24 protein-coding genes are annotated in these 26,502 nt (G+C 69.1%); 12 read left to right on the top strand and 12 right to left on the bottom strand.

Going from position 1 to position 26,502, the window contains the following annotated elements; translation table 11 throughout:
• Positions 1 to 175 precede the first annotated feature (175 nt).
• From RN607_RS03490 to RN607_RS03475, 4 genes are all read left to right on the top strand, one after another.
• Entirely contained in the window at positions 176 to 1,558 is a 1,383-nt protein-coding gene (locus RN607_RS03490) for a bZIP transcription factor (RefSeq protein WP_313544375.1), read from the top strand.
• A gap of 36 nt (positions 1,559 to 1,594) precedes the next feature.
• Positions 1,595 to 2,293: an SOS response-associated peptidase gene (locus tag RN607_RS03485; RefSeq protein ID WP_313544373.1), complete on the top strand. Its 699-nt coding sequence runs from the start codon at positions 1,595 to 1,597 to the stop codon at positions 2,291 to 2,293.
• 89 nt (positions 2,294 to 2,382) lie between these two features.
• The gene (locus RN607_RS03480) at positions 2,383 to 3,096 is read left to right on the top strand and encodes a LytR/AlgR family response regulator transcription factor (protein ID WP_313499925.1); all 714 of its coding nucleotides are present in this window, start codon (positions 2,383 to 2,385) and stop codon (positions 3,094 to 3,096) included.
• Positions 3,093 to 4,403, top strand: a complete 1,311-nt coding sequence (locus tag RN607_RS03475; protein ID WP_313499923.1) for a sensor histidine kinase — start codon at positions 3,093 to 3,095, stop codon at positions 4,401 to 4,403. Before RN607_RS03480 ends, RN607_RS03475 begins: the two co-directional genes overlap by 4 nt.
• A gap of 15 nt (positions 4,404 to 4,418) precedes the next feature.
• Here RN607_RS03475 and RN607_RS03470 read toward each other — a convergent pair whose 3' ends face one another.
• The 11 genes from RN607_RS03470 to mtlA form a co-directional block, all read right to left on the bottom strand.
• The gene (locus RN607_RS03470; RefSeq protein WP_313499922.1) at positions 4,419 to 5,435 is read right to left on the bottom strand and encodes a glycosyltransferase family 2 protein; all 1,017 of its coding nucleotides are present in this window, start codon (positions 5,433 to 5,435) and stop codon (positions 4,419 to 4,421) included.
• 16 nt (positions 5,436 to 5,451) lie between these two features.
• Entirely contained in the window at positions 5,452 to 6,171 is a 720-nt protein-coding gene (locus tag RN607_RS03465) for a hypothetical protein (RefSeq protein WP_313499920.1), read from the bottom strand.
• A gap of 15 nt (positions 6,172 to 6,186) precedes the next feature.
• Positions 6,187 to 8,613: a glycoside hydrolase family 3 C-terminal domain-containing protein gene (locus RN607_RS03460; RefSeq protein WP_313544370.1), complete on the bottom strand. Its 2,427-nt coding sequence runs from the start codon at positions 8,611 to 8,613 to the stop codon at positions 6,187 to 6,189.
• A gap of 92 nt (positions 8,614 to 8,705) precedes the next feature.
• Positions 8,706 to 11,675 (bottom strand): glycoside hydrolase family 3 N-terminal domain-containing protein, encoded by a 2,970-nt coding sequence (locus tag RN607_RS03455; RefSeq protein ID WP_313544368.1) that lies wholly within the window; start codon positions 11,673 to 11,675, stop codon positions 8,706 to 8,708.
• A 318-nt stretch (positions 11,676 to 11,993) separates the two neighbouring features.
• Positions 11,994 to 12,812 carry a biotin--[acetyl-CoA-carboxylase] ligase gene (locus RN607_RS03450; protein ID WP_313544366.1) on the bottom strand — a complete coding sequence of 273 codons (819 nt, stop codon included), beginning with the start codon at positions 12,810 to 12,812 and terminating at the stop codon, positions 11,994 to 11,996.
• Positions 12,809 to 13,078: an HPr family phosphocarrier protein gene (locus RN607_RS03445; protein WP_313544364.1), complete on the bottom strand. Its 270-nt coding sequence runs from the start codon at positions 13,076 to 13,078 to the stop codon at positions 12,809 to 12,811. The genes RN607_RS03450 and RN607_RS03445 overlap by 4 nt, the downstream gene beginning before the upstream one ends.
• Positions 13,079 to 13,158: 80 nt before the next feature.
• The gene (locus tag RN607_RS03440; protein WP_313544362.1) at positions 13,159 to 13,920 is read right to left on the bottom strand and encodes a DeoR/GlpR family DNA-binding transcription regulator; all 762 of its coding nucleotides are present in this window, start codon (positions 13,918 to 13,920) and stop codon (positions 13,159 to 13,161) included.
• Positions 13,921 to 14,013: 93 nt separating this feature from the next.
• On the bottom strand, positions 14,014 to 15,054 hold the full coding sequence (locus RN607_RS03435; RefSeq protein WP_313544360.1) for a zinc-dependent dehydrogenase: 1,041 nt from the start codon (positions 15,052 to 15,054) through the stop codon (positions 14,014 to 14,016).
• A 52-nt stretch (positions 15,055 to 15,106) separates the two neighbouring features.
• Entirely contained in the window at positions 15,107 to 15,538 is a 432-nt protein-coding gene (locus tag RN607_RS03430; protein WP_313544358.1) for a PTS mannitol transporter subunit IIA, read from the bottom strand.
• 2 nt (positions 15,539 to 15,540) lie between these two features.
• Positions 15,541 to 15,852: a PTS sugar transporter subunit IIBC family protein gene (locus RN607_RS03425; RefSeq protein ID WP_313499900.1), complete on the bottom strand. Its 312-nt coding sequence runs from the start codon at positions 15,850 to 15,852 to the stop codon at positions 15,541 to 15,543.
• 69 nt (positions 15,853 to 15,921) lie between these two features.
• Entirely contained in the window at positions 15,922 to 17,064 is a 1,143-nt protein-coding gene (mtlA, locus tag RN607_RS03420; RefSeq protein ID WP_313499898.1) for a mannitol-specific PTS transporter subunit IIC, read from the bottom strand.
• Positions 17,065 to 17,408: 344 nt separating this feature from the next.
• On the opposite strand from mtlA, the gene RN607_RS03415 reads away from it, so the two are divergent.
• Genes RN607_RS03415 through RN607_RS03405 form a run of 3 tightly spaced genes read left to right on the top strand, consistent with a single transcriptional unit; the run spans position 17,409 to position 19,827 of the window.
• Positions 17,409 to 18,998 (top strand): acyl-CoA carboxylase subunit beta, encoded by a 1,590-nt coding sequence (locus RN607_RS03415; protein WP_313544356.1) that lies wholly within the window; start codon positions 17,409 to 17,411, stop codon positions 18,996 to 18,998.
• Positions 18,995 to 19,237: an acyl-CoA carboxylase subunit epsilon gene (locus tag RN607_RS03410; protein ID WP_313544354.1), complete on the top strand. Its 243-nt coding sequence runs from the start codon at positions 18,995 to 18,997 to the stop codon at positions 19,235 to 19,237. Before RN607_RS03415 ends, RN607_RS03410 begins: the two co-directional genes overlap by 4 nt.
• The gene (locus RN607_RS03405; protein ID WP_313499892.1) at positions 19,234 to 19,827 is read left to right on the top strand and encodes a SanA/YdcF family protein; all 594 of its coding nucleotides are present in this window, start codon (positions 19,234 to 19,236) and stop codon (positions 19,825 to 19,827) included. Before RN607_RS03410 ends, RN607_RS03405 begins: the two co-directional genes overlap by 4 nt.
• Here the strand turns inward: RN607_RS03405 and RN607_RS03400 are convergent.
• The gene (locus RN607_RS03400; protein ID WP_313544352.1) at positions 19,824 to 20,273 is read right to left on the bottom strand and encodes a MarR family winged helix-turn-helix transcriptional regulator; all 450 of its coding nucleotides are present in this window, start codon (positions 20,271 to 20,273) and stop codon (positions 19,824 to 19,826) included. The two genes, RN607_RS03405 and RN607_RS03400, sit on opposite strands and share 4 nt — an antisense overlap.
• Before the next feature lie 74 nt (positions 20,274 to 20,347).
• Between RN607_RS03400 and RN607_RS03395 the strand changes: the two genes are divergently transcribed.
• The 5 genes from RN607_RS03395 to efeB all read left to right on the top strand — a co-directional run bounded on the left by RN607_RS03395 (position 20,348) and on the right by efeB (position 26,500).
• Positions 20,348 to 21,007 carry a Maf family protein gene (locus RN607_RS03395; RefSeq protein WP_313544350.1) on the top strand — a complete coding sequence of 220 codons (660 nt, stop codon included), beginning with the start codon at positions 20,348 to 20,350 and terminating at the stop codon, positions 21,005 to 21,007.
• 187 nt (positions 21,008 to 21,194) lie between these two features.
• Positions 21,195 to 22,979 carry an acetyl/propionyl/methylcrotonyl-CoA carboxylase subunit alpha gene (locus RN607_RS03390; RefSeq protein WP_313544348.1) on the top strand — a complete coding sequence of 595 codons (1,785 nt, stop codon included), beginning with the start codon at positions 21,195 to 21,197 and terminating at the stop codon, positions 22,977 to 22,979.
• A 202-nt stretch (positions 22,980 to 23,181) separates the two neighbouring features.
• Positions 23,182 to 24,036 carry an iron uptake transporter permease EfeU gene (gene efeU / locus RN607_RS03385; protein ID WP_313544346.1) on the top strand — a complete coding sequence of 285 codons (855 nt, stop codon included), beginning with the start codon at positions 23,182 to 23,184 and terminating at the stop codon, positions 24,034 to 24,036.
• A 23-nt stretch (positions 24,037 to 24,059) separates the two neighbouring features.
• Entirely contained in the window at positions 24,060 to 25,220 is a 1,161-nt protein-coding gene (efeO, locus tag RN607_RS03380; RefSeq protein ID WP_313544344.1) for an iron uptake system protein EfeO, read from the top strand.
• Complete coding sequence (gene efeB, locus RN607_RS03375) at positions 25,220 to 26,500, top strand: iron uptake transporter deferrochelatase/peroxidase subunit (protein ID WP_313544342.1); 1,281 nt, start codon at positions 25,220 to 25,222, stop codon at positions 26,498 to 26,500. The genes efeO and efeB overlap by 1 nt, the downstream gene beginning before the upstream one ends.
• The last annotated feature ends 2 nt before the right edge of the window (positions 26,501 to 26,502 follow it).

The raw sequence follows: 26,502 nt of genomic DNA, 5'->3' as shown, positions 1-26,502 counted from the left end.
CAGGTCAGGTCACATTGTCTCCGCTCCGTTCACCAGGTCGGGGGTGCGCGCGACGCTCTGGGCCACATGTGAGGCGCACGCCGCGTGACGCGTGGCTGCAGCCCTCGTCCAGGCCGATCGCTACGCTCGGACCATGGGCGGCAGCGGGCCGGCCGAACCTGGGGCGGGGGCAGTCATGGCGGACAGCAGGACGACGAAGGCGCAGCTCGAGCAGCGGCTGCGGGAGCTCGAGGCGGAGAACGAGGAGCTGCAGTCGCGCCTGCAGGACCATCCTCCCGCCCCGCCGACCGGGCCCGCCGGCGCGCAGCAGCCTGCGGCGGACGCGCCGCACCGCCGAGGCCGGTCCTTCCTGGGTGCGACGCTCATCGTGATCGCGGCGATCCTGGCACCGCTCACGAGCGTCGCGTCGTTCGCGGCAGCTCAGGTGAGCGACACGCGCGCGTTCGTCGCGACGCTCGCACCGCTGGCGAAGGACCCCGCCGTGCAGGCGCTGATCGTGGACAAGGCCTCGACGGCCATCGACGACGCGCTGGACACCGACGCGCTGGTGCAGGACCTGCTGGACAGCATCATCACGGCGGACTCGACGCCGCGCCTCGCCGCTGCGGCCGACGTCCTCGGTCCGCTGCTGGCGGACCAGACGCGCGTCGCCATCCGCTCGGCCCTCACCGCCGTCGTCCAGTCCGACGCGTTCGCGTCGGTGTGGGAGGACGCGCTCACGCTCACCCACTCGCAGCTCGTGTCGATCCTCGAGGGGGACGGCCAGGGCGCGGTCGCGATCAACTCGTCCGGTGACGTGGTGATCCAGCTGCAGCCGATCCTCGACGCCCTCAAGCCGGCGCTCGTGGATCAGGGGTTCGGCCTCGCGGACTCGATCCCGTCTGTCGACGTGTCCATCACGGTCACGCAGGTGCCGCAGGTGGCGACCGCTCGCCTCGCCTACGCGATCCTGACCACGCTCGGCTCGGTCCTGCCGTGGCTGGTCCTCGCGCTGCTCGTGGTGGGCGTGCTGGTCCACCCGCGCCGCGCGCGTGCCGTGATGATCGCCGGGAGCCTCATGCTCGTGGTGGGCGGGACGATGGCGGGCCTGCTCACGGTCGTGGGCGCCGTCGCGGCGGCGGGGCTCGCCTCCGACATCCCCGTCGACGCGACGGTCGCCCTGTACGGCGGCCTCACCCGTCAGCTCGTGGCCTCGAGCCTCGCGTTCGCGCTCGCGGGGGCCATCGCGCTGCTCGGAGGCTTCCTCGCCGGCGGGTCCGCGGCTGCCGCGTCGGCGCGCCGCGGCGGCTCGTCCGTGCTCGCGCGGGGAGGTTCGGCGCTCGACGACCGCGGATGGCGCTCGCCCGATCTCGCCCGCCTGCTCGACCGCCAGGGCTGGCTGCTCTGGGCGGCGCTGGCGGCGGTGTTCGCACTGTGCTTCGCGCTGCTCAGGCCGCTCACGCCGTGGGACGTGGTGCTGATGGCAGTGCTGCTCGCCGTGGTCGCGCTCGCCTTCGGCGTTCTCAAGGGCGACCCCGCCTCCGCGCCGGCGAGCGACCCCGCCGCCGACCCCGTCTGACGCGCCGCCGTCACAGCATCCAGGCACACTGGAGGCATGTGCGGCCGGTATGCGAACTTCCTGACGGAGCAGGACCTGATCGACGCGTTCGAGGTGGCGGTGGCGTCCGACGAGGTGCGCCTGCTGCCGCCCTCGTGGAATGTCGCACCCACGCAGAAGGTGCCCATCGTCGTCCCTGCGAAGGAGCCCGCGCCCGTCGGCGAACGTCACCTGGAGGTCGCACGCTGGGGCCTGGTGCCCTCGTGGGCCAAGGACCCGTCGGTCGGCTCACGCATGTTCAACGCCAGATCCGAGACGATGGCGGAGAAGCCGTCCTTCCGCGCCGCGTTCGCCAAGCGGCGCTGCATCATCCCTGCGTCGGGGTACTACGAATGGCGCACCGGCACGGACGGCAAGACCCCGTTCTTCATCCATCCCGCGGACGGCTCACCGCTCGCCTTCGCGGGACTGTACGAGTTCTGGCGCGACAAGGCGGCGGGCGCCGATGCAGCGTGGATGGCGTCATGCTCGATCGTCACGGTGGCCTCGCGCGACGAGATGCAGCAGATCCACGACCGCCAGCCCGCGATGCTCACCACGGAGTCTGCGGCCGCATGGCTCGCGCGCGACTCCACGCCGGCGGAGCTCCACGACGCGGTCGCCGCCCCTGCGCCCGCCCTCGTCTGGCATGAGGTCGACGCGGCGGTCGGGTCCGTGCGGAACAACGGCCCGGACCTGGTGGCACCGCTGGCGTGACGGGCGCCTCGCCTGCCCGCTGACGCCCGTCGTGCACCGATACACTGGCGCCACGACCATCGAGTGTCGTCAGGGGAAGGCGGAGACGCGTGATCAGGATCGGCATCGTCGAGGACGATCCGACCGCCCGCGACGTCCTTGTGGGGCACCTGCGACGCTACGCCGCCGAGCGAAGGCTCGAGGTCGACCTCCGCACCTTCGCGGACGGCGCACAGCTCATCGACGGCTACCGCGCAGACTACGACATCCTTCTGCTCGACATCGAGATGCCCGAGGTCGGCGGCCTGGAGGCCGCCCATCACATCCGGGAGACGGACCCTGACGTGATCATCGTCTTCGTGACGAACATGGCGCAGTACGCCATCAAGGGATACGAGGTCGACGCGCTGAGCTTCCTCCTCAAGCCGGTGCACTACTTCTCGCTGGAGCACGAGCTGGACCGCTCGATCGGGCGCCTGCGCACCAGGGACGACCAGACCCTCGTGGTCAATGTGGCGGGCGCGCTGACGCGCATCGACCTGGCGGACATCGTGTATCTCGAGTCGATCAGGCACCGCATCATCGTCCACACCCGCGGCAGCGAGCTCTCGTTCACCGGCACGCTCAAGGTGCTCGAGGCGGAGCTCGACGGCAAGGGCTTCTACCGCTGCAACAACCCGTACCTGGTGAACCTGCGGCATGTCCGCTCCGTGCAGCCGACCACGTGCACGATGACGGGCGGCGTCGAGCTGCAGGTGAGCCGCCCGCGCAAGCGTGGCTTCATGGACGCCCTCGCCGACCATATGGGCGGGAGCCGTCAGTGACGGACGCGATCGCCGACATCCCGCGCTGGGTCACCGCGTTCGCCGAGTGGTCGGCGTGCCTGGTCTACGTCGCGGTCATGCGCAAGCGCGTCCGTGGCATGCCGCTCGCGGCGACCATCGTCGCCGGGTTCGTGCTGCTGTGGGGGATCCAGGAGTTCGCCGGCACCCTGCCGATCGGCCTGTGGACGTTCGGCATGCTGCTCGCGGTGGGCGCGATGCTCCTCTTCCTCTGGCTCACCACCGACGTCAAGCTGCGCGAGGCAGGTGACCTGACCGCGCGCGCCTTCGTGCTCGCCGAGTTCAGCGCGTCCTTCGCCTGGCAGCTCCACTACTTCTTCCGCGGCTCCAACGACACCGGCGAGGTCGGCGTGGTGCTCCTGGTCTTCGTGGTCGGCTGCCTGTTCGCGATCGCGTACCTGATCGAGCGTCGGCAGTTCCCCCGCGACATCGTGCTCGCGGTCGACAACAAGGCGCTCGCGAGCGCGCTGGGCATCGCCACCGCCACCTTCCTCGTGTCCAACCTGAGCTTCATCACCACCAACACGCCCTTCAGCGGCCGGGTGGGACCCGAGCTGCTGTACATCCGCACCCTGGTCGACCTGTGCGGGTTCGTCGTGCTCTACGCGCAGCGCGCGCAACGGCTGGAGCTGTACCGCGCGGTCGAGCTCCAGTCGATGAACACGCTGCTGCACACTCAGCACGAGCAGTACCTCGCGTCGCGCGCAGCGACGGAGGAGGTCAACCGTCGGCATCACGACCTCAAGCAGTACGTGCAGGCGCTCCGTGCTGAGACCGACGAGGGCGCGCGTGGCGAGCTCGCGGATCAGCTGGAGCACGAGATCCGCGGGCTCTCAGGGGTGCCGCTCGACACGGGCAACACGGTGGTCGACACGATGCTGACGTCGAAGACGAGCCAGGCCGCCTCGCAAGGGATCACCATCACGGCCGTCGTCGACGGCTCCGTCGTGGAGTTCATGGACGTGATCGACATCGTCACCGTCTTCGGCAACGCTCTGGACAACGCGATCGAGGCCACCAGGAAGGTGCCGGAGGCCGACAAGCGGCTGATCCGTGTGGCCGTGTACCGCGAGGGGTCCTTCGCGATGCTGCGCTTCGAGAACTGGTTCGGCGGCTCGATCGCGCTCGTCGACGGCCTCCCGCAGACGACGAAGGACGAGGCCCACCATCATGGCTACGGCCTCAAGAACATCCGTCAGGCGGCGTACAAGTACGACGGCACCATGACGGTGCGGCTCGAGGACGGCTGGTTCGTGCTGCGCGTCCTTCTACCCATCCCTGGCGCCTGACGGCGCCCCGCGGGATCAGTTGAAGCCGACGGCCTTCTGCGCGGCCTTGTAGGCCAGCACGGTGACCTGGCGGCCAGGCTTGCCCGGCAGGTTCATCACGAGGTTGAGCATGCGCCGACGCAGGCGCCAGTACAGCTCGGGGTCCCACTCGCGGATGTCGTCCCACAGCGCGTCCTTGCGGTCCAGCGCGGCCGCGGTACCGGCCCGCACGGACAGGGTGGACGACACGGCGCAGATGATCTCGAAGTAGTGGCTCATGTAGCGCGCAAGGCCGTCGGGCACGGTGCCGCGCCGCGGCAGGTGGCGCATCATCATGCGGTTCACGCGCAGCTGCTGGTCGAGCCGGGAGATCATGACCTCCTCGTTGACCGACTGCCCCTCGCGCCCGATGAAGTACCGGTACAGGTCCACGTCCAGGTAGTACATGCGACGCACGTGCGGCATCGGCTCGAACGCGTAGAGGTTGTCCACATAGAACGTGTGCTCCGGCAGGCGCAGCCCTGCGTCGCGCAGCAGCGCGGTGCGGTACACGAGGGAGTGCATCATCAGGTACTGACGCTTGCCGAATCGGCCCACCTCGTCCCAGCCGAACGCCTTGCCAGTGGGCAGGACGTCGCGGAAGCGCACCGCGGTCTTGTTCTTCTTCCCGACCTTCTCGTACACGAAGTTCGACACGACCATGTCGATGAGGGTGCGATGCGCGATGAACCCGCGCAGCGTCTCCAGCAGCGCGGCGAACGACGGCGCGTCCACCCAGTCGTCCGAGTCCACGATCTTGAGGAACTCGCCCTGGGCGACGGCCAGGCCGGCGTTGATCGCCGAGCCGTGGCCGCCGTTGGGCTTGTGGATCGCCCTCACGATGCCAGGGTGCCGCGCCTCGTAGTCGTCCGCGATCTGTGCGGTCGCATCACGGGAGCCGTCGTCGACGACCAGGATCTCCACGTCGTCCCCGCCGGTGAGCAGGGTGTCGAGGCAGTGGGACATGTAGTCAGCCGAGTTGTAGCACGGCACGACGACGGACAACGTGGGCATGGGAGGTTCAGACCTTTCAGCGGGTGCGGGCACCCGGCTTGCCATCGGTGTCCCCACCGTCAACGGACAACTGCTCCGAGGCGCTCCCCGACGCGCTGATGGACGGGTCCTCGGCGTGCTCCGAGGACGTCTCCGCAGCCTCCTCGGGGACCTGCTTGAAGATCACCTTGAAGATGGGGAAGAACACCCAGAACGCGATCGCGCTGTTGATGATCATAGTGACCACGTCGGCGATCGTCTCGCCTGTGTGACCGAGGCCCCACGTGTCCATGAACAGGTTGTAGATCGGCACCTTGTAGAAGCCCTGGGCCGCGGCCGCGACGATGGTGATGATCACGTACGCGATGAAGTACCACATCGCCGCGCGCCACACCGAGCTGTTGGAGCGGAAGGTGATGGAGCGCTGCGCGAAGAAGTTGATGATCTGCGCGATCGCGATGGTGATCTGCACGGCGAGGAAGTACGCGAGGCCGCCGCCCGTGCCGTCGTCCTGGACCGGACCTGCCGGGTAGTCGAACACGTAGAACTGCGAGCCGTCCAGGTTCGAGCCGATCGGCATCACCTGGAACGCCACGTCCACCAGGCCGGTCTGGTTGAACATCGCCTTGAACATCGGCATGAGGATCAGCTGCAGCACGGTGACGCCGTTGCTGAGGATGAAGAACATCAAGAACTGAGCGGTCCCGGGACGCTTCTCATAGAAGCGGTTCCACGCCCGCACGATCGGCTTGAACATCGTCGATTCTCTCTTTCAGCTCTCGCTCGCCGCGGGTGCGTCCGCAGCGAGCACGTTCTTGAGGCGACGCTGCGCGCCGGCCTGACGGAAGAAGCCGGAGACGACGCCGCCGAACCCGGTGAAGAAGTGGCCGTTCGCGATCCGGACGATCGAGTCGACCATCGCCATCGAGACCATCCCGTTGGTCATCTTGGCGAGCGCTCGGAACGGCATGTTGTACAGGAAGTACAGGTTGAGGTCGGGCTTGCCCTTCGCCTCCGACCTTGCGATCAGGGAGCGCAGCACCTTCGCGACCAGTCGGCCGAGCGGGCTGCGCGCGTGGTGCATCGCGCGGAACGGGTCGTTCGTACCGAGCGTGAGCCTCGCCCCGGCCTGGACAGGCGCGGGAAGGGCGCGCCCGAGCAGCTGCTCGACGTCCGCGTCGGTAGCCTCGACCACTCGTCCGGTCCGATAGGGCTCCGGCGCGTCGCGGAAGGCGGGCACGACTCCGGCGACCTTGTGCGGCGCGTCGAGCCGGATGTCCGCCACCGATGCTCCGACGAGGATGCGGTAGTCGCCGGCGTCGATCGCCCACGCGCCGGCCTCGACGTCGAAGACGCGGAACGTCGCGTCGTCGAAAGGCACGGTGATCCGCGCGGTCTCCCCCGCGGCCAGGTGCACCTTCTGGAAGCCCCTGAGCTCGCGCGCCGGGCGGTAGGCCCCCTCGGTCACGCGGGAGATGTAGAGCTGAGCGACCTCCGCGCCGGCCCGATCGCCGGTGTTGGTCACGGAGAATGTCGCGCCCGAGCCGGTCACCTTGAGGTCCGCGTACTCGAACGTCGTGTAGCTCAGGCCGAATCCGAACGGGAACAGGACGGGCACGTCGGCCGTCGTGTAGTACCGGTAGCCCACGTAGGGACCCTCGCGGTAGACGACCGACTCCTGCTCGACCGGGAACGCGCCTGCCGTCGGGGTGTCCGCCAGCGACAGCGGGTAGGTCTCGGCCAGGCGTCCCGACGGGTTCACCTCGCCGGTCAGCACCGACAGCATCGCCTCGGCACCGGCCTGGCCGCCCAGGTAGCCGTGGGCGACGGCGCCGACCCGGTCGATCCACGGCATCTCGATCGCGGAGCCCGCCGACAGGACGACGACCACTCGCGGGTTGATCGCTGCGACGCGCTCCAGCAGGGCGACCTGGTTGGCCGCGAGCGTCATGTCGTCACGGTCCTTGCCCTCGGACTCGCGAGTCTCGTCCAGACCCAAGTACAGGAGCACCACGTCGGCCTGGAGGGCCGCCTCGACGGCCGCCAGCGCGAGCGCCTCGTCAGCCACGCCGTCTCGGCGGAAGCCCTGCGCGTAGGTCGCGAGCTCGAGCGCACTGCCCGGCAGCGCCTCGAGCGCGCTCGCCAGCCGTGTGGGGTTCACCTGCGAGGATCCCGCGCCCTGGTAGCGGGGCGTCTCGGCGAAGTCGCCGATGACGGTCACCTTCGTGCCCGCGGCGAGCGGCAGCAGCGAGTCCTGATTGCGCAGCAGCACCACGGACTGCTCCGCGGCGGCGCGCGCCAGCGCGTGGTTCGCGTCGTGGTCCACGGGCTCGGCCTCGACGGAGTCGGCCCACTCGGTGAGCGCGAGGATCTCGTTCACGCGCACATCCAGGTCCGCCTCCGTGAGACGGCCCTCGTCGACGGCGGCGAGGATCTCCAGCGCGGAGCCCAGACCGGGCGAGGGCATCTCCAGCGTGCCACCGCCGGTGACGGCCGCGACCGCGTCGTTGCCGCCTCCCCAGTCGGACACGACCGGCCCGTCGAAGCCCCACTCGTCGCGCAGGACGTCGTTCAGCAGGTGGCTGTTCTCGTGGGCGTAGACGCCGTTGATCTTGTTGTACGAGGACATGATCGTCCTCGGCGAGGCCGTGCGAACGACCGTCTCGAACGCCGCGAGGTACATCTCACGCAGGGTGCGCTCGTCGACGATCGAGTCGGACGACATGCGGCGCGTCTCCTGGGAGTTCACGGCGAAGTGCTTGGGGCAGGCGGCGGTGCCCTGGGACTGGATGCCCCGCACGTAGCCGGCCGCGAGGACGCCCGCCAGCAGCGGGTCCTCGGAGAAGTACTCGAAGTTGCGCCCGCCCAGAGGACTGCGCTTGATGTTCAGGCCCGGACCGAGGAGCACGTCGACCTCGAGCGCTGCGGCCTCCGCTCCGAGCGCCCTGCCGATCCGCTCTGCGAGCGCCGGGTCCCAGCTGTTGGCCACGGTGGCCGACGTCGGGAAGCACGTGGCCTTCGCGGAGGCATTGATGCCCAGGTGGTCACCGGATCCGAGCTGACGGCGCACGCCGTGCGGGCCGTCGGACAGGACCAGCGAACGCAGCCCGAGGCGCGGGAGCGGGCGGCTGTCCCACACGCTCTCGCCGCTCAGCAGCGCGGCCTTCTCGGGAAGGGTGAGGTTGTCAGCGGAGATCAAGGGTGGTTCCAATGCAAGTGGATGCGGGAGCGGGCCTGGGGCCCCGTCCCGGGCCGGCGATGGGGAGCCGACGCGGGACGGGGCACATCAGGTCAGGACTTGGCCGGAACCTCGTCCTCGGCGGGGGCGTCGACACCCTCGGAGCCCTGAGGCTCGTCGGTGCTCGGCTCGGTGCCCTCAGGCTCCGGGGCCTCGCCCTTGCCGTGCTTGCGGACGCGGACGGTCACCATCACGATGGCCGCGGCCAGCAGGAGGCCGATCGCGATCGAGATCGCGAGCTGCCAGTAGCGCCACGCCGGCGGCGTGTAGGTGATCGTCGAGGCCGGGGCGATCCCGTCCATCGCGTTCGAGTTCACGACGGTGTAGAGCATGTCGTGCATGGTCTTGCGCAGGTTCGTGACCGCCAGCGCCGACGTCGTGTCGGCGAGCTCCTTCATGGGGGCGAAGGTGAGCATGTGGTCGGTACCGGCGTCGATGCCCTGGTCGGGGTACATGTACCCGTACAGGTTGAAGTCGGTGATCACGAAGCCCTGGAAGCCCCACTCGTCACGGAGCACGTTGGTCATGAGAGCCTTCGAGCCTCCGGCCCACGTGCCGCCGATGCGGTTGAAGGAGCTCATCATGGCCATCTGGCCGACCGTCGCGGTCGAGATGGTGCCCTGGTCGTCCGAGATGTAGTTGATCTCGCCGGAGACGTCCTTGACCGGGATCTCGAACGCCTTCAGGTAGATCTCACGGATCGCCTGCTCGTTTGCCTGGGACGAGACACCGTTGTTGGTGCGGTTCGTCTCCTGGTCGTTCATGGCGAAGTGCTTGAGGAACGTGTACACGCCCTTGCTGAGCGCACCGTCGGACACCTGGGTGGCCATCGCGCCGGTGAGGTACGGGTCCTCCGAGTAGTACTCGAAGTTGCGGCCCGCGAACGGCGAACGGTGGATGTTCAGGGCCGGCGCGTACCAGCCGTTGGCGCCCATCTGCAGCGCCTCCTCACCGATCTGCTGACCCATCTTGTAGGCCAGGTCCTTGTTCCAGGTCTGCGCGATGACGTACTCGGACGGGTAGGCCGTGCCGTTGTAGTCGTCGTTCAGGAAGGACGAGAAGCCGGCGGGGCCGTCGAGGTCGACGGTGGCGGGCTTCACGATGGACTCGATCGCGGCGGTGTTGTACGCGCCGTTGAGGATGACGTTCGTGATGTCGTCCACGGTGAGCTGGTCGAGCAGCAGGTCCCACACCGGGTCGTCGTACGACTTCCCGCGCAGGTCGATGAGCTGCAGGCCGTTGTTCGCACCGGTCGTCGGCATCTCGGCGTCCGAGGCCTCAGCGGCTGCCGTGGCGTCGTATGCCTGGAAGTCGGCGACGATCGCGTCGGACGCGACCTTGTCCGCGTCGGTCGGCGAGGTGGGCCACGTGCCCGCGAAGTCCGCACGCGACAGGTTGGTCGCGAGGCCCTCGGTGGGCGTGTCGGAGAACAGCGCGGAGACGTCGTCGAACTCGTTGGTCGCGGCGACCGCGTCCGAGGAGCGCGGGTTGTCCTCGCCGTAGGTGATCGTGTCGTTGACGGTGTACGTCAGCGGGTCGATGCCGTCGGCAAGGTTGTGCGAGTCGGTCTGCACGCGGATGCCGTAGTCGCCGGCCTCCAGCACGTACGCGCCGGCGCCCTCGTAGTCGTACGAGGCCATGTCCTGCACCGCGAAGGTGAGGGTCACGGTCTGCGACTCGCCCGGCTGGAGCACGTCGGTCTTGGCGTAGTCGCCCAGGACGACCTCCGCCTTCTCGATGCCGCCCGGCGTGTAGGGAGCGTTGTAGTAGACCTCGACGACGTCCTTGCCTGCGACGTCACCGGTGTTGGTGACCTGCACGTCGAGCGTGATGTCGCCGTTCGTGTCTCCCATGTCCTCGCTCACGAGGTCCCACTGGAAGTTCGTGTACGACAGTCCGTAGCCGAAGGGGTAGACCACTGCGTCGTCGTAGTTGATGTAGTTCTCGGCCGCGGCGGTCTCGTAGTAGCGGTAGCCGACGTAGATGCCCTCCTCGTACTGGACGAAGTAGCCGGATCCGTTGTCGGTCGAGACGTTGCTGTACTCGTAGTTGCCGAAGTTGTTCCAGGTCGGGTCCTGCGTGAAGTCTGCGGCCCACGTGTCGGTGGTGCGGCCCGAGGGGTTCACGGTGCCGTCGAGCACGTCACCGAGCGCGTTGAAGCCGGTCTGGCCGGGCGAGCCGACGAGCAGCACGGCGTCGACGTTCGGGTCGTCCTGAACGATGCCCATCTCCATCGAGGTGGAGGCGTTGACGACGACGATGACCTTGTCGAAGTTCGCCTCAGCTTCGGCGAGCATCGCCTTCTCGTCCTGGTTGAGCTCGAGCTGGTGCTCCCCCGCCTGAGCGCGCGGGTCGGCGGTGCCGGGGACATCGGTCATGTCCTGCGTGAGGTCGCCGCCCTCGCCGCCACCGCGGCCGATGACGACGATGGCCGCGTCGTTGTAGCTCGAGAAGGAGTCGACGGCGTCGGTCGTGTACTGGTCGACCGGCATCTCACCGATGACGTAGGAGGACGACGCCGGGTCGTCCATCACGATGTCCGCCTTGCCGTTGTTCGCAGCGTAGTCAGCGAACATCGAGTACGCGGTCGGGTTCACGGAGAAGCCCGCGTTCTCGAGACCGGTCTTGATGTCGACGGCCGTGGAGGTGTCGACAGAGCCGGAGCCGGCGCCGCCGTAGACGGGGTCAGCGGAGTCGCGACCGAGCATCGTCACCGCGGCGCCGGAGCTCAGCGGAAGCGCACCGTTGTCGTTCTTCGCCAGGACGATGCCCTCGGACTCGATCTCCTCGACGAGGTCGTAGGCGTCAGCCTGCTCGGCGTCGAGCGAGTCATACGACGCCTGGTTGTAGTCGGTGTCCCAGCTCTCGGTGCCCGAGGCCTGCTCCACCGTGTAGGTGCCGGCGCCGAGGACGGTCTCGACCCACTTGCTGTAGATGTTGATCGCCACGTTCGCCACCACCAGCAGGATGGTGAAGAACGCGATGATTGGGATCCAGATGCCCAGATACTTCCTGTTTGACATCGGCGACTTCGCCGAACGAGTACTCATCGTTGATTACTCCCTGTGCACGACATCGCTGTCCGGCTCCGACCGGGTCACGGTTCGTTCCGTGAGCCAGGTGCCATCGGCTGCGAGACTGCTGCGGCCGTGCCTTCCTGTGTAGTTGGTTGCGCCGCCAGCCCATGCTCTGCGTGCGGCCCGCCATGGTAGGCACCGCTGTACCTGGCGGAATCGGGCCGCTTCACAACCTGTCGATCCGGTTGCACAACCTGTCCGTCGCATGCGTGTCCGTGACCGCACCGTGATCTTCGGCCGGCGCTCAGCGGGTCAGGCGGGCAGTCACGACCGACGTACTCGCACGTCCCCCGCAAGCACCGCGGTACGCGTTCCGGAGCGTCCCTCCACGATCAGCGCGCCCTCCTCGCTGAGCCCGACGGCACGACCCGCCACCGGCGTTCCGGTGCCCGCGTCCACGGCGACGTCCCACCCGAGAGTCGCGCAGATCGCCTCCACCGCGTGCCGCACCGTCGTAGGGTCGGCATCCCACTCGGCGACAGCATCACGAAGCTCCCGCCCCAACGCACCGAGCACGTCGAGCCGCGACGCCTCCGCTCCCAACGCGGCGAAGGAGACGGCATGCGGCACGGGCAGCTCGTCCGCTGCCTGGAGCACGTTCACCCCGGTCCCGGCGACCACCGCGTCGCCGACCACCTCACAGAGGATGCCCGCGAGCTTCCGCCAGCGACCCCAGCCGGGAACGTCCCCCACGCCTGAGGCGACGACGACGTCGTTGGGCCACTTGATCCAGGCATCGGCGCCGAGGCTCCGGGCTGCCCGTACGGCGGCGAGCCCCACGACGAGCGGCGCCCACGCGAGATCGGGCCCCGAGGCGCTCGGCCGGATCACCCAGCTGACCGTCAGCGACGTTCCGGCAGGGGTCTCCCAGACTCGGCCTGCGCGGCCGCGCCCCGCCGTCTGGTGGTCTGCGATGTAGGCGGACATGTGCGGCCATGCCTGCGGGTCCTCGCGCAGCGCCGCGGCGAGCGCGGTGTTCGTGGACGGCTCCTCAGGGACGACGGCCGCGAGCGCGATCGGTCCACTGGGGACGATGAGCGGCGCAACGGTGTCAGTGGTGAGCGCCGGGCGCCCGCGTGTCACTCGGCGTCGAGGTCGCGCTTGAGCAGCTCCACCAGAGCGTCGAGCGCGGCATCGGCTCCGTCGGCGTCGGACGCCAGCTCGACGGTCTCGCCATGCTTCGCGCCCAGGGCCATGACACCGAGCATCGAGTTGGCGGGAATCGGGTTCCCCCCGGGCTTGCAGATCGTGATCGGGATGCCCGCCTCGTTGACCGCCTGCACGAACAGAGCGGCAGGACGAGCATGAAGGCCGACGGATGATCCGATCTCGACGGTTCGGGTGCTCATGGGGACTCCTTCACGATGTTGTCTGGCGAGGCCACTGCGGCATGGACACCGCGTGACCTCACGTTACGCCTTGGCGCGGGTCAGACGCGGACGACCTCGATGCCGGCGGCGTCGATCTCCTCGGCCGTGTCATCGTCGAGCGAGCTGTCGGTGAGGAGCATCGCCACCTCGTCTGCGTCGGCGAAGCGGTGCAGGTGCACATGGCCGATCTTCGAGGCGTCTGCGACGGCGACCACACGCCGACCGGCGAGCACCATGCCCCTCTTGGCGGCGGCCTCGGCCTGATCGGGTGTGGTCAGCCCGCGATCGACGGTGAGCCCGTTCGTCCCGATGAACGCGACATCCACGCACAGGCCACGCAGGGCGCTTTCGATCCAGTCACCGACCGCGGCGCCCGTCAGGTGCCTCACGTGGCCGCCGAGCACCAGGAGATCGATCTTGGGAAGCTCAGCCAGCCGGGTGGCGATGGCGATGGAGTTCGTGACGACGGTCGCCTGAAGGTCGGGGGGCAGCTGTTCGGCGATGGCGAGCGTGGTGGTGCCTGAGTCGAGGAGGATCGTGCCCCCGTCGGGAAGCTCTTGGATGGCACGGGCGGCGATTCGGCGCTTCTGTTCCGAATGCTGCGACTCACGGCTCGCGAGGTTGGGCTCGAGCGCGAGCCGCTCGACCGGGAGCGCGCCGCCGTGGACGCGACGCACTGCACCGAGCCGCTCGAGCGCGGTGAGGTCGCGCCGCACCGTCTCGACCGTCACTCCCAGGCTCTCCGCGAGGAGGCCCACCTCGACCCGCCCCTCGGCACGAGCCCGCGTCAGGATCTCGTGCTGCCGTTCCGCCGCATACACCGCTGTTGCTCCTTATCCCCCTTGAAGGTCTGACCTATCATCCCTGACATCGTCGGGCCGAGCCGACATCTCGGCCCGACGATGTGCGAGGCATCAGGGCTCGACGGTGACCTTGATGGCCGCGCCGCGCTTGACGATGTCGAACGCGTCGAGCACGTTCTCGAGCGGGATGTGCTCCGTGATGAGGTCCTTCACGGGCACCTTGCCGGTGGCGATGTACTCGAGCGCCATCTTGTTGTGCTTGGGCGCGGATCCGTTGGCGCCGAAGATGCGCAGCTGGCGGTAGTGGACCAGGTTCGAGTCGCACGTGATGGTCGGGTTCGTCTTGGGCAGGCCGCCGAAGAACGAGATCTTGCCGTTGCGCGCCGCCATGGAGATCGCCTGCTCCTGGGCCACGTTGGCCGCGGTGGCGGTGATGATCGCGTCGGCTCCCCTGCCGTCGGTCAGCTCCTTGACCTTCTCGACCACGTCGACCTCGGCGCCGTTGATGACCTCGTCGGGGTGCACCGCATCGGCGGTCATCTGAAGCCGCTCGGTGTTGACGTCGATGAGGAACACTCGTCCGGCGCCGTTCGCGCGGGCGAGACGGATGTGCATGGCACCGATGGGGCCGGCGCCGAACACGACGACCGTGTCGCCCTCCTCGATCCCGAGGATGCGCTGTGCATTGATGGCGCAGGCCAGCGGTTCCGCGGCTGACGCCTCGTCGAAGCCGATGCCGTCAGGGATGCGGTTGAGGCCGTCGACCTTCATGACCTCACGCGGCACGATCATGTACTCGGCGAAGCCGCCCTCGTACTGGTAGCCGACGGACGTCTGGTTCTGGCAGACCTCCATCCAGCCGCGCGAGCACTCGTAGCAGTCGCCGCACGGCACCGCCGCGATCACCTGGACGCGGTCGCCGAGCTCCCACCCGTCGACGCCGTCGCCGATCGCGACGATCTCGCCTGCGATCTCGTGGCCGATGGTGCGCGGCGGGGTGAGGTTCTGGTGGCCGTTGTAGAAGATCTTGACGTCGGTGCCGCAGGTCGAGCAGTTGCGCACACGGATCTTCACCTCACCCGGGCCGACCTCGGGCTCCGGGACGTCCTCGATGCGGACGTCCTCGGGTGCATAAAAACGGAGAGCCTTCATGATGATGTTCCTTGCTTCTTGCTTCCGGGGGACGTTTACGGGTGGCTTGATGTCAGGACGCGTCGCCGGCGAGCAGGGCCAGCACGTCGTCGACGCTGGCGGGCTCGCGAAGGCTCGCGGCGGCGTCGGGGTCCATGAGGACGGAGGCGAGTCGCTGGAGGATCTCGATGTGCTCCTCGCTGCGCGAGGCGATCGCGATGCAGACGCGGACGTCGTTGCCGTCCCAGTCGACCCCGTCGGGGAACTGCAGGTAGGCGATGGCCGCGCGCTGGATGTGCTCGCGGCTCTCGTTGGTGCCGTGAGGGATCGCCACGCCCTCACCGATGTAGGTGGTGACCTGCAGCTCGCGGTCGTGGAGCGCGGCCGCGTACTCCTGGGTCGCGGCACCGATCGACACCAGCGCCTCGCCGCACTGCGTGAGGGCGTCCGCCTTGTCCGTGGCCGTCAGGCCCAGACGGACGCCCTCGGCCGAGAGGATCGCCATCGTCAGGACACCAGGTCCTCACCGTTGGCGATGGCCTTCTCGACCTTGGCGAACGCAGGGTCCCCCATGAAGATCGCGAAGGGGACGACGACCGCGCCGGGCGCGGTCTGCTGCGCGCGAGCCGCGAGGCCCTGGTGGCACAGGACGACGAGGCCTGCCTCGCCAGGGATCTCGTTGACGGGCGTGTGGGAGACCTCGACGCCGTACTTCTTGAGCTTGCCCTTCAGCGTGCTGGCGACCATCACGCTGGAGCCCATGCCTGCGTCGCACGCGACGATGACCTTCTTGACTGCGGATCCGTTGATTGAGGGCATCGTTGCCGCTCCTTCCTGGGGTTCGGTGGTACGGGGCCGCACGCGCGGCCCCGTACCCATTGTGTGCCGCTAGACGGCGACGGTGGACTCTTCGGCGGCCTCTGCCTCCGCCTCCTCCTTCGCCTCCTGGCGAAGCTCCTTGTCGAACTTCAGCAGGAAGAAGCCCACCGCGAACGCGACGGCGGCCGCGACGAGGACCTGGAGGAACATCGTGGGGTACTCGCCCTTCGGCGTGAAGGCGATCCACGAGAAGATGCTGCCTGGCGACGGCGCCGACACGAGGCCGTTGTTAAAGAGCACGCCGGTCGCGACGCCGGACATGCCGCCCGCGATCGCGGCGACGATCATCTTCGGCTTCATGAGCACGTACGGGAAGTAGATCTCGTGGATGCCGCCCAGGAAGTGGATGATCATCGCACCGGGCACGGAGGCGCGGAGCATCTTGGGGCCGAAGAACAGGAAGGCCGCGAGGATGCCCAGGCCGGGCCCGGGGTTGGACTCGATCATGAACAGGATCGACTTGCCGTTCTCGACCACCTGCTGGGTGCCGAGAGGGGTGAACACTCCGTGGTTGATGGCGTTGTTGAGGAACAGCACCTTGCCTGGCTCGACGATCAGCGACGCGAGCGGGAGGAGGTGGTGGCTGACGAGGAAGTCGACGCCGTTGCCCGCCCACTCGACGAGCTGGGCCACGATCGGCCCGATCACGATCTTGCCCAGCATGGCGAGCAGCATGCCGATGATGCCGATCGAGAAGTTGTCGATCAGCATCTCGAAGCCGGCCTTGACCTTGCCTTCGATCAGCTTGTCGAACTGCTTGAGGACCCACGCCGCGAACGGGCCCATGAGCATGGCGCCCATGAACATGGGCAGCTGCGACTGCTCTCCGTCGATCGTGATGAACGCGCCCATGATGACGCCCATGGTGGCGATGGAGCCGATGACCGCGCCGCGGGTCTCGTGGACCATCTTGCCGCCGGTGTAGCCGATGAGCAGCGGCAGCAGATAGGTGATCATGGGGCCGACCAGCTCGGCGAAGTTCGAGTTCGGGATCCATCCGGTGGGGATGAACAGCGCGGTGATGAGACCCCAGGCGATGAACGCGCCGATGTTCGGCATGATCATGCCGGACAGGAATCGTCCGAACTTCTGTACTGCGGCTCCCACGCCGCGGTCGCGGTTCTTGTTGACCTGAGCATCAGGTAGAGACATGCGTACCTTCCCTTTCCCTGCCCCGCGTCGTTGCGAGGGGCCGCATGCTGCCCACCGTGGGGTGGGCCTGTCTTCGTTGACACAAGCGAGGGTAACGCCGAGTTCGGGTCAAGTCAAACATAAACGGGCACATTCGGGATATCGGCGTGCTCATACGGGACGTTCCAGGCGTGAAGGGGCACATGAGGGTCGTGGCCGATGGGAGAAACGGGCATTATCAGACATGAAATCGGACATGGCCCGCGCCGGTCGAGAGGCCGGGGCACGCTCCCCGCAGGCGCCCCCGACCGCATGCCCACCACCCCCGGCTAGGCTGTGTCGCAGTCCCGATCGCAAGGAGAGAAGTGTCCGAGACCCAGCCACGGAAGACCACGGCCGGCGCCGCAGCGGCGCTTCGCAAGCGCCACGACGCCGCGGTCACCGCCGCCGAGGACAAGGCCCGCGAGAAGCAGCACGCCCGCGACAAGAAGACCGCGCGCGAGCGCGTGCTGCAGCTGCTCGACGAGGGCTCGTTCATCGAGCTCGACCAGCTGTCCCGGCATCGCTCGACGAACTTCGGGCTCGACCGCAACCGCCCCTACGGCGACGGCGTCGTCACCGGATACGGCACCATCGACGGCAGGCAGGTGGCCGTCTACTCGCAGGACTTCACCGTGTTCGGAGGGTCGCTGGGCGAGGTGCACGGCCAGAAGATCGCGAAGATCCAGGACTTCGCGCTGCGCACCGGTGTGCCGCTGATCGGCATCTCGGACGGCGGCGGCGCCCGCATCCAAGAAGGCGTCGCGGCGCTCACCCAGTTCGCGGAGATCTTCCGACGCAACGTCGCGGCCTCGGGCGTGATCCCGCAGATCTCGATCATCCTGGGACCGTCCGCCGGCGGAGCGGTCTACTCCCCCGCGCTCACCGACTTCATCGTCATGGCGGACGGCACCTCCCAGATGTTCATCACCGGGCCCGACGTCATCAAGGCCGTCACCGGCGAGAAGGTCACCTTCGAGGAGCTGGGCGGCGGCCAGACCCACAACGCGACGTCAGGGGTGGCGCACTACCTGGCCACCGACGAGGACGATGCGATCGAGTACGTCCAGCACCTGCTGCAGTACCTCCCGCAGAACAACCTCTCGGATCCTCCTGCGTGGGAGCAGGAGGCGGACCTCGAGGTCACCGACGAGGACCTTGCGCTCGACGCGCTGGTCCCCGACTCCGACAACCAGCCGTACGACATGCGGACGCTGCTCGAGACGGTGCTCGACGACGGCGAGATCCTCGAGGTCCAGCCGCTGTTCGCTCCCAACGTGCTCGTCGGCTTCGGCCACATCGAGGGCCACTCCGTCGGCTTCGTGGCGAACCAGCCGCAGTCGATGGCGGGCACGCTCGACATCGACGCCTCGGAGAAGGCGGCCCGGTTCGTCCGCACCTGCGACGCGTTCAACATCCCGGTCCTCACCTTCGTCGACGTGCCGGGCTTCCTGCCTGGTGTCGCTCAGGAGCACCGCGGGATCATCCGCCGCGGCGCCAAGCTGATCTACGCATACGCCGAGGCGACGGTGCCGCTCATCACGGTGATCACCAGGAAGGCCTATGGCGGCGCGTACATCGTGATGGCGTCCAAGCAGCTGGGCGCGGACATCAACCTGGCGTGGCCCACGGCCCAGATCGCCGTCATGGGCGCGGCAGGCGCGGTGAACATCCTGTCCCGCCGGACCCTCGCGGACGTCGAGGCCAAGGGCGGCGATGTGGAGGGCGAGCGCCAGGCGCTCATCGAGGACTACGAGGACCGCATCGTCAACCCGTACGACGCGGCGGACCGGGGTTACATCGACGCGGTCATCCAGCCCCACGAGACCCGAGCGCAGATCGTGCGCGGGCTCCGCGCACTTCGCACCAAGCGCGCCTCCCTCCCGCCGAAGAAGCACGGGAACATCCCTCTGTGAACGGCGACGACATGCTCCAGGCCGCGGCATCGCTGCGGGTGGTGCGCGGCGCCCCTGACGAGGCCGAGCTCGCGGCGCTCGTCGCAGGGATGGTGGCGATGGCGTCGGCCGTGGCCGACGAGGACGGACCCGGTGCGCCCGCGTCGGCCTGGATGGACCGCACCCGCCGCATGCAGGGCCGCAGGCTGATGCTTCCGCTCGGACGCGGCGACGACGCGTGGAGGCATTCGCTGCGATGAGGAGGACCACCACCGCGCTCGTCGGAGCGATCGCCGCGAGCGCGGCGCCGCACCTGTACATGCGGGCGCGCACGTGGGGCGCGATCCATGGCGCAGGCTGTCCCGGCATCGACGTCGCGGACGCGGCGCTGGTGCTCGGCGCGCGCGTCTGGGACGACGGCAGGCCCAGCCGGTTCCTCCGCGAGCGCGTCGAGGTCGCGGCAGCGCTGTTCCACTCAGGCCTGGTGCCGACGCTGCTGCTGTCCGGGGCAGGCGTCAACCGCGAGGGGCTCGATGAGACGGCAGCGATGCGCGACACCGCGCTCTCGCTCGGCGTCCCCGAGGACGCCCTGGTGCTGGACCCGGGGGGCTACGACACCCGGCTGTCCGCTCGTGGCGCAGTGGAGCACGGCTTCTCCAGCGTGATCGTGTGCTCCCAGGAGTTCCACCTGCCGCGCGCGGTGTGGCTGTGCGAACGGGCGGGGCTCGACGCGCAGGGCGTGCATCCAGCGGTGGCGTTGCGTGCGCACACGGCCATCGGCTACGGCCGCGAGCTTGCGGCCTCCTGGAAGGCCGCTCTGGTCGAGACCGGCGCGATCGACGCCGCCTAGGCCTCCGACGCGGAAGGCTCCAGGCCGGTCTCGAGCACCGCGAGAAGCTCGCGCAGCTGCGCGAGCTGGGCGTCGTCGAGCACCGCGAGCTGGGCGTACCGCGTGGTCCTCGCGATGCCGGCAGCCTCCTCGGCCACCTCGAGTCCCTGCGAGGACAGCTCGAGACGCCGGATGCGTCGATCGGCCTCGTCGAGGCGACGCTGCACGAGCTCGCGGTCGACGAGCCGCTGCACCACCCCGGTGGCCACGGAGGGCTGCACCCCGATCGCGTCGGCGAAGTCGGTGGTGGTGATCCCGGGCTGCAGATAGATCTGGACGATGCCACGGAACTGATGGAGGGTGAGGCCCAGCCTTGCCACCGCACCCACCTGGTTCGGGGCGGAGCGGTGGACGAAGCGCATGAACTCGGTCACCGTCGCGTCGAGCAGCTCCTCGCGGTCAGACATCGTCCCTCCCGTGCCTTGGTGAGATCACACTATCCAACCAGGGCCCGCCACGCCGGGAGGCTAGGCTCGCGACCATGGCCGTGCCCTTCGTCCTCGCCTCCCAGTCCCCCGCGCGGCTTACCACGCTCCGCTCGGCGGGCGTCGATCCGCTCGTGATCGTGTCCCACGTCGACGAGGACGCGGTGCTCGCCGAGGCCCGCGCCACGCACATGGCCGCAGGGTGGGGCGAGCTGCCCTTCGACGACGCGGTGCTCGCGCTCGCGCGGGCGAAGGCGCAGCAGGTCGCGTCGGCGCACGACACCGGCGCGGTGGTGCTGGGCTGCGACTCGATGCTCGAGCTCGACGGCGAGATCCTGGGCAAGCCGGGGGACGCGGTGACCGCCGCGAGGCGATGGCGCGACATGCGGGGGCGCGTCGGCGTCCTGCATACCGGCCATTGGCTCGTGGACGACCGGGAGAGCGGCTCGGCCGCCACCGTCGGCGCCACTGCGTCCACCACGGTCCGCTTCGCGGATCTGGCGGACGCGGAGATCGACGCGTACGTCGCGACAGGCGAGCCGCTCCACGTGGCGGGCGCCTTCACGGTGGACTCCCTCGGCGGGCCCTACGTCGAATCGATCGACGGGGACTACCACGCTGTCGTGGGCGTCTCCCTGCCGCTGCTGCGCCACCTGCTCGCGGCCTGCGGCCTCGCGTTCCACGAGCTGTGGCGGGACGACGTCAGCGCCGCGTGACACAGGACCAACGTCGCGCGTTGCTTGTAGGGACGCCACAACCGACGCGGCAGTAACGTAAAGGCTGTCCAAAATCGTTGTGCGATCCCCACAAATCCGGTCCGCACCGCTTGGTACGCCGCGAGAACTTGACGTCGGCGCGACCCGGACCAAGGGCTCGGGGCCCGCACCGCGCTAACGTAGGCGGGTGCCAGCCTTCTCGAGCGTCCTCATCGCCAACCGCGGCGAGATCGCCGTCCGTGTCATCCGCGCATGCGCAGACGAGGGCCTGCGATCCATCGCCGTCTACGCCGATCCCGACCGCGACGCCCCCCACGTGGCGCTCGCGGACGAGGCCTTCGCGCTGGGCGGGGCGACCGCCCGCGAGACGTACCTGGACATCGCGAAGATCATCGACATCGCCAAGCGCTCGGGCGCCGAGGCCGTGCACCCCGGCTACGGCTTCCTGTCGGAGAACGCCGAGTTCGCGCAGGCGGTCCTGGACGCAGGGCTCGTATGGATCGGCCCTCCGCCCGCCGCGATCGAGTCGCTCGGCGACAAGGTCAGCGCGCGTCACATCGCGCAGCGCGCCGGCGCGCCCTTGGTGCCTGGCACCCCCGACCCGGTGGAGAGCGCCGACGAGGTCGTGGCATTCGCCGATGAGCACGGGCTGCCGGTGGCCATCAAGGCCGCGTTCGGTGGCGGCGGTCGTGGCCTGAAGGTGGCGCGCACCCGCGACGAGATCCCCGAGCTGTTCGACTCCGCCACGCGCGAGGCTGTCGCGGCGTTCGGCCGTGGCGAGTGCTTCGTCGAGCGGTTCCTCGACAAGCCTCGCCACGTGGAGACGCAGTGCCTCGCCGACGACCACGGCAACGTCGTCGTCGTCTCCACGCGTGACTGCTCGCTGCAGCGCCGCCACCAGAAGCTCGTCGAGGAGGCCCCCGCGCCGTTCCTCACCGACGACCAGCGCGCACGGCTCGTGGAGTCCAGCCAGGCGATCCTGCGGGAGGCGCACTACCGGGGCGCGGGCACCTGCGAGTTCCTGGTGGGCGCGGACGGCACCATCAGCTTCCTCGAGGTGAACACGCGACTTCAGGTCGAGCACCCGGTGACCGAGGAGGTCACCGGCGTGGACCTGGTGCGCGAGCAGTTCCGCATCGCGGCCGGCGAGTCGATCTCGGTGCTCGAGCCGGAGGTGCGCGGCCACTCGTTCGAGTTCCGCATCAACGGCGAGGACCCCGCCGCAGGGTTCATGCCGGCGCCCGGACGCATCCATCGGCTGACCTTCCCGTCGGGCCCCGGCGTGCGCGTCGACGCAGGCGTGCGTCAGGGGGACACGGTATCGGGCAACTTCGACTCGATGATCGCGAAGCTGATCGTCACCGGGGCCACGCGCGAGCAGGCCCTGCAGCGCGCCCGCCGCGCGCTCGCCGAGCTGACGGTCGAGGGCATCCCCTCCGTGGTGCCCTTCCACAAGGCGGTCGTCGACGCGCCGGCATTCACGGCTGCGAACGGCACGTTCAGGATCTACACGACATGGATCGAGACCGAGTTCGCTGAGACGGTGGCCTCGCTGGGTCCGAGCTCCGCTCCTGCCAGCCACGACGACGACGGCGCCACCGAGCGCGTGGTGGTCGAGGTGGGCGGCAAGCGGCTTGAGGTGGTGCTGCCGGCCTCGCTCGCGCAGGCGGGCAGGGCCAGCGCCAGGACGACGGGTCCCACGCGCAGGGCGAGCCGCCGCACCGGCACGAGCGCGCCCCGCACGGTCAACGGCAACGGCCTCACCTCACCTATGCAGGGCACCATCGTCAAGGTCGCCGTCGAGGACGGTGCCGCGGTGGCCGAGGGCGACCTCATCGTGGTGCTCGAGGCGATGAAGATGGAGCAGCCGCTGACGGCGCACAAGGCGGGCGTGGTGTCCGGCCTCGCGGCGCAGGTGGGTGCGGGCGTGACCGCGGGAATGCTGATCTGCGAGATCGCGGATCCCGCCTGAGCCGCGTGCGGCACCAGGTCGGTCACGGATATCCGTCGGCCCCAGCTTTCATCATGCGTACGTCTACCAGCAACGACGGCGCATTCCGCGCTTATTACGCAACATCGTCGTTGCGGAAGTTTGACACGTCACCATCGCTCCGCATAGGCTCCGTGTCAGGTAAGGACACCCTTGCCTGTCCCCTTCCCCCAAGGAGCGACGCGTGCTCGCGAACTTCCTCATCGGCCTCCGCGAGGGGCTCGAGGCGTCCCTCATCGTCGGCATCCTCGTGGCCTACCTGGTCCGCATCGACCGCCGCGACATGCTCCCCCACGTGTGGACCGGCGTCGGCATCGCGCTCGCCGTGTCGCTCGGCTTCGGCGCGCTCCTCACGCTCGGCCCCCAGGGCCTGACGTTCGAGGCCCAGGAGGTCATCGGCGGCACGCTCAGCATCATCGCCGTCGGCCTCATCACGTGGATGATCTTCTGGATGGGCAGGACCGCGCGTCATCTGCGCGGCCACCTGGAAGGCCAGCTGGACAAGGCGATCGCCGTGGGCAAGGGGGCGGTCATCACGATGGCACTGCTCGCCGTCGGCCGCGAGGGGCTCGAGACCTCGCTCTTCCTGTGGGCAGGCATCACCTCCGCCGGATCCTCGACCGCGCCGATCGTCGGCGCCACGCTCGGCCTGATCGCGGCCGCCGCGCTCGGATTCGTCGTCTACCGTGGCGCGGCCCGCCTCAACCTGCGCGTGTTCTTCCAGTGGACCGGCACCTTCCTCGTCGTCGTCGCCGCCGGCGTGCTCGCCTACGGTGTCCACGACCTGCAGGAGGCAGGCGTGCTGCCCGGGATCGACAACCTGGCGTTCGACGTGAGCGGGACCATCTCCGCCGACTCCGCCACCGCCGCCGTCCTCAAGGGCATCTTCAACTTCTCACCCCAGACGACCGTGCTGCAGGCCGTCGCGTGGGTGCTGTACGTGGTACCGACCATGTGGTTCTTCGTGCGCACCGCCTTCCGCAGCCCCCGGCCGTCCCGCACCCCCTCCCCCGAGCCTGCCGCCGCCACCACGGCCTGACCCGAACAGGAACGCCCACCCGCATGTCGCCACGCTTCGCCCTGCCCTCGCTCGCCCTCACGGCCTCCGTGATCGCCCTCGCGGGCTGCGTCCCGAACGCCGCCACAGCCGAGGCGGGCGCCATCGCCGTCACTGCCACCGACGCAGGATGCACGCTGTCCGCCGCCACCGCTCCGGCCGGCACGATCGTCTTCACGATCACGAACGACGGATCGTCGTCGACGGAGTTCTACCTGCTCGGGTCCGACGGCTCGTCCATCGTGTCCGAGGTGGAGAACATCAGCCCTGGCCTCACGCGCGACCTCACCGTCCAGGTGAGCGCCGGCGACTACTACACGTCGTGCCGCGAGTCCGACTCCGCGAACGCCACGCCCGAGGCCTTCGCCGTCACCGAGACGGACTCGACCGTCGCCGCCGACGCCGAGCGTCAGGCCCTGCTGGACCAGGCAGCCGTCACGTACAAGGCGTACGTGCAGCAGCAGGTCGCCGCACTCGTGGACGCCACGGACGAGTTCGTCGCGGCCTACACCTCAGGGGACGACGACACCGCGCGCAGCCTCTACGCACCGGCACGCTCCCACTGGGAGGCCATCGAGCCCGTCGCGGAGTCGTTCGGCGACCTGGACCCGAGCATGGACCTGCGCGAGGCAGACCTCGCCGAGGGCGAGCAGTGGACCGGATGGCACGCCATGGAGAAGGACCTCTGGGCGCCCACCGGCTACACGCCGCTCACCGCGGACGAGCGTCAGGCGCTCGCCGACCGGCTCATTTCCGACACCGCCGAGCTCAACGACCGCGTGAACGCCGACGACTTCACCTTCGAGGCCTTCCAGATCGGCAACGGCGCCAAGGAGCTGCTCGACGAGGTGGCCACCGGCAAGATCACCGGCGAGGAGGAGATCTGGTCCGGCACCGACCTGTGGGACTTCCGCGCCAACCTGGACGGCGCGTACGAGGCGTTCATCGTCCTCAAGCCCGCCGCGGACCTCACGGGCTCGGACCTGTCGGCCCAGATCGAGGACCGCTACACCGCGCTCGACAACGAGCTGGCCAAGTACGGCTCGCTCGACGACGGCTTCGTCACGTACTCCGCGCTCACCTCCGACCAGGTGCTCGAGCTGTCCCGCCTGGTCGAGGCGCTCAGCGAGTCCATGTCGCAGCTGACCGCCGCCGCGGTGGCCTGATGGCCGAAGGTCGGGGACCGTCGCGCCGCGCGCTGCTCGGCGGAGCCGGCGTGGCCGTCGGCGCCGCAGCACTCGCGGGCGGCGGATTCGCGGTCGGTCGCGCCACCGCCTCGCCCGTCCAGCTGCGCCAGTACGACTTCCACGGGGAGCACCAGAGCGGCATCGTCACACCCGCCCAGGACCGCATGCACTTCGCGGCCTTCGACGTCACCACCGGCAGCCGCGACGAGCTGATCGCGCTGCTGCGCTCCTGGACCCAGGCCGCTGCCGTGCTGATGACCGGCACCGAGCTGGGCGACGGCGCCGCGGGAGGGTCACCCCTGGCACCCCCGGACGACACCGGCGATGCGACCGGACTGCCCGCCTCGGGCCTCACGATCACGTTCGGGTTCGGCCCGTCCCTGTTCTTCAAGGACGGCGAGGACCGGTTCGGGATCGCGGATCGTCAGCCGTCGCAGCTGGCCGACCTGCCGCACTTCGCCGGCGACACGCTCGAGGACCGGCTCACCGGCGGCGACCTCTGCATCCAGGCATGCGCCGACGACCCCCAGGTGGCGATGCACGCGATCCGCAACCTGTCCCGCCTCGCGTTCGGCGTCGCGTCGGTCCGGTGGGCACAGCTCGGCTTCGGCCGCACCTCCTCCACCACCCGCGACCAGGCGACGCCCCGCAACCTCATGGGCTTCAAGGACGGCACCCGCAACCTGCGCGCCGAGGACACGGACAACGTCGCTCGATGGCTGTGGGCCGACGCTGCCGACGGCCAGGAGTGGATGGCCGGTGGCACGTACCTGGTAGCCCGCAAGCTGCGCATCCTCGCCGAGATCTGGGACCGCGCATCGCTGTCGGAGCAGGAGGCGACCGTCGGCCGGGCGAAGGGAAGCGGTGCCCCGCTCAGCGGCGGGAACGAGTTCACCGACCCCGACTACGGGCGGCCCGGCGCCGACGGCACCCCGCTGATCCCCACGGACTCCCACATCGCCCTGGCGCATCCCGAGGCGAACGGCGGCGCGATGATGCTGCGACGCGGCTACAACTACACCGACGGCGCCGACGATCTGGGTCGCCTGGACGCCGGACTGTTCTTCCTCGCTTACGTGCGTGATCCCGAGACCCAGTACATCCCCATGCAGAACGCGATCTCATCCAAGGACGCGATGACGGTCGAGTACGTGCGCGCCGTCGGCTCCGCCATGTTCGCCGTCCCGCCGGGCATCGCGGCCGGCGCGACGCTCGGCGGTGACGACGGCGCCTACGTGGGGCAAGGCCTGTTCGGCTGAGC

The sequence above is a fragment of the Demequina capsici genome, from assembly GCF_032102965.1.
GTDB classification, from domain to species: domain Bacteria; phylum Actinomycetota; class Actinomycetes; order Actinomycetales; family Demequinaceae; genus Demequina; species Demequina capsici.
This window is presented reverse-complemented; position numbering and strand designations above follow the sequence as displayed.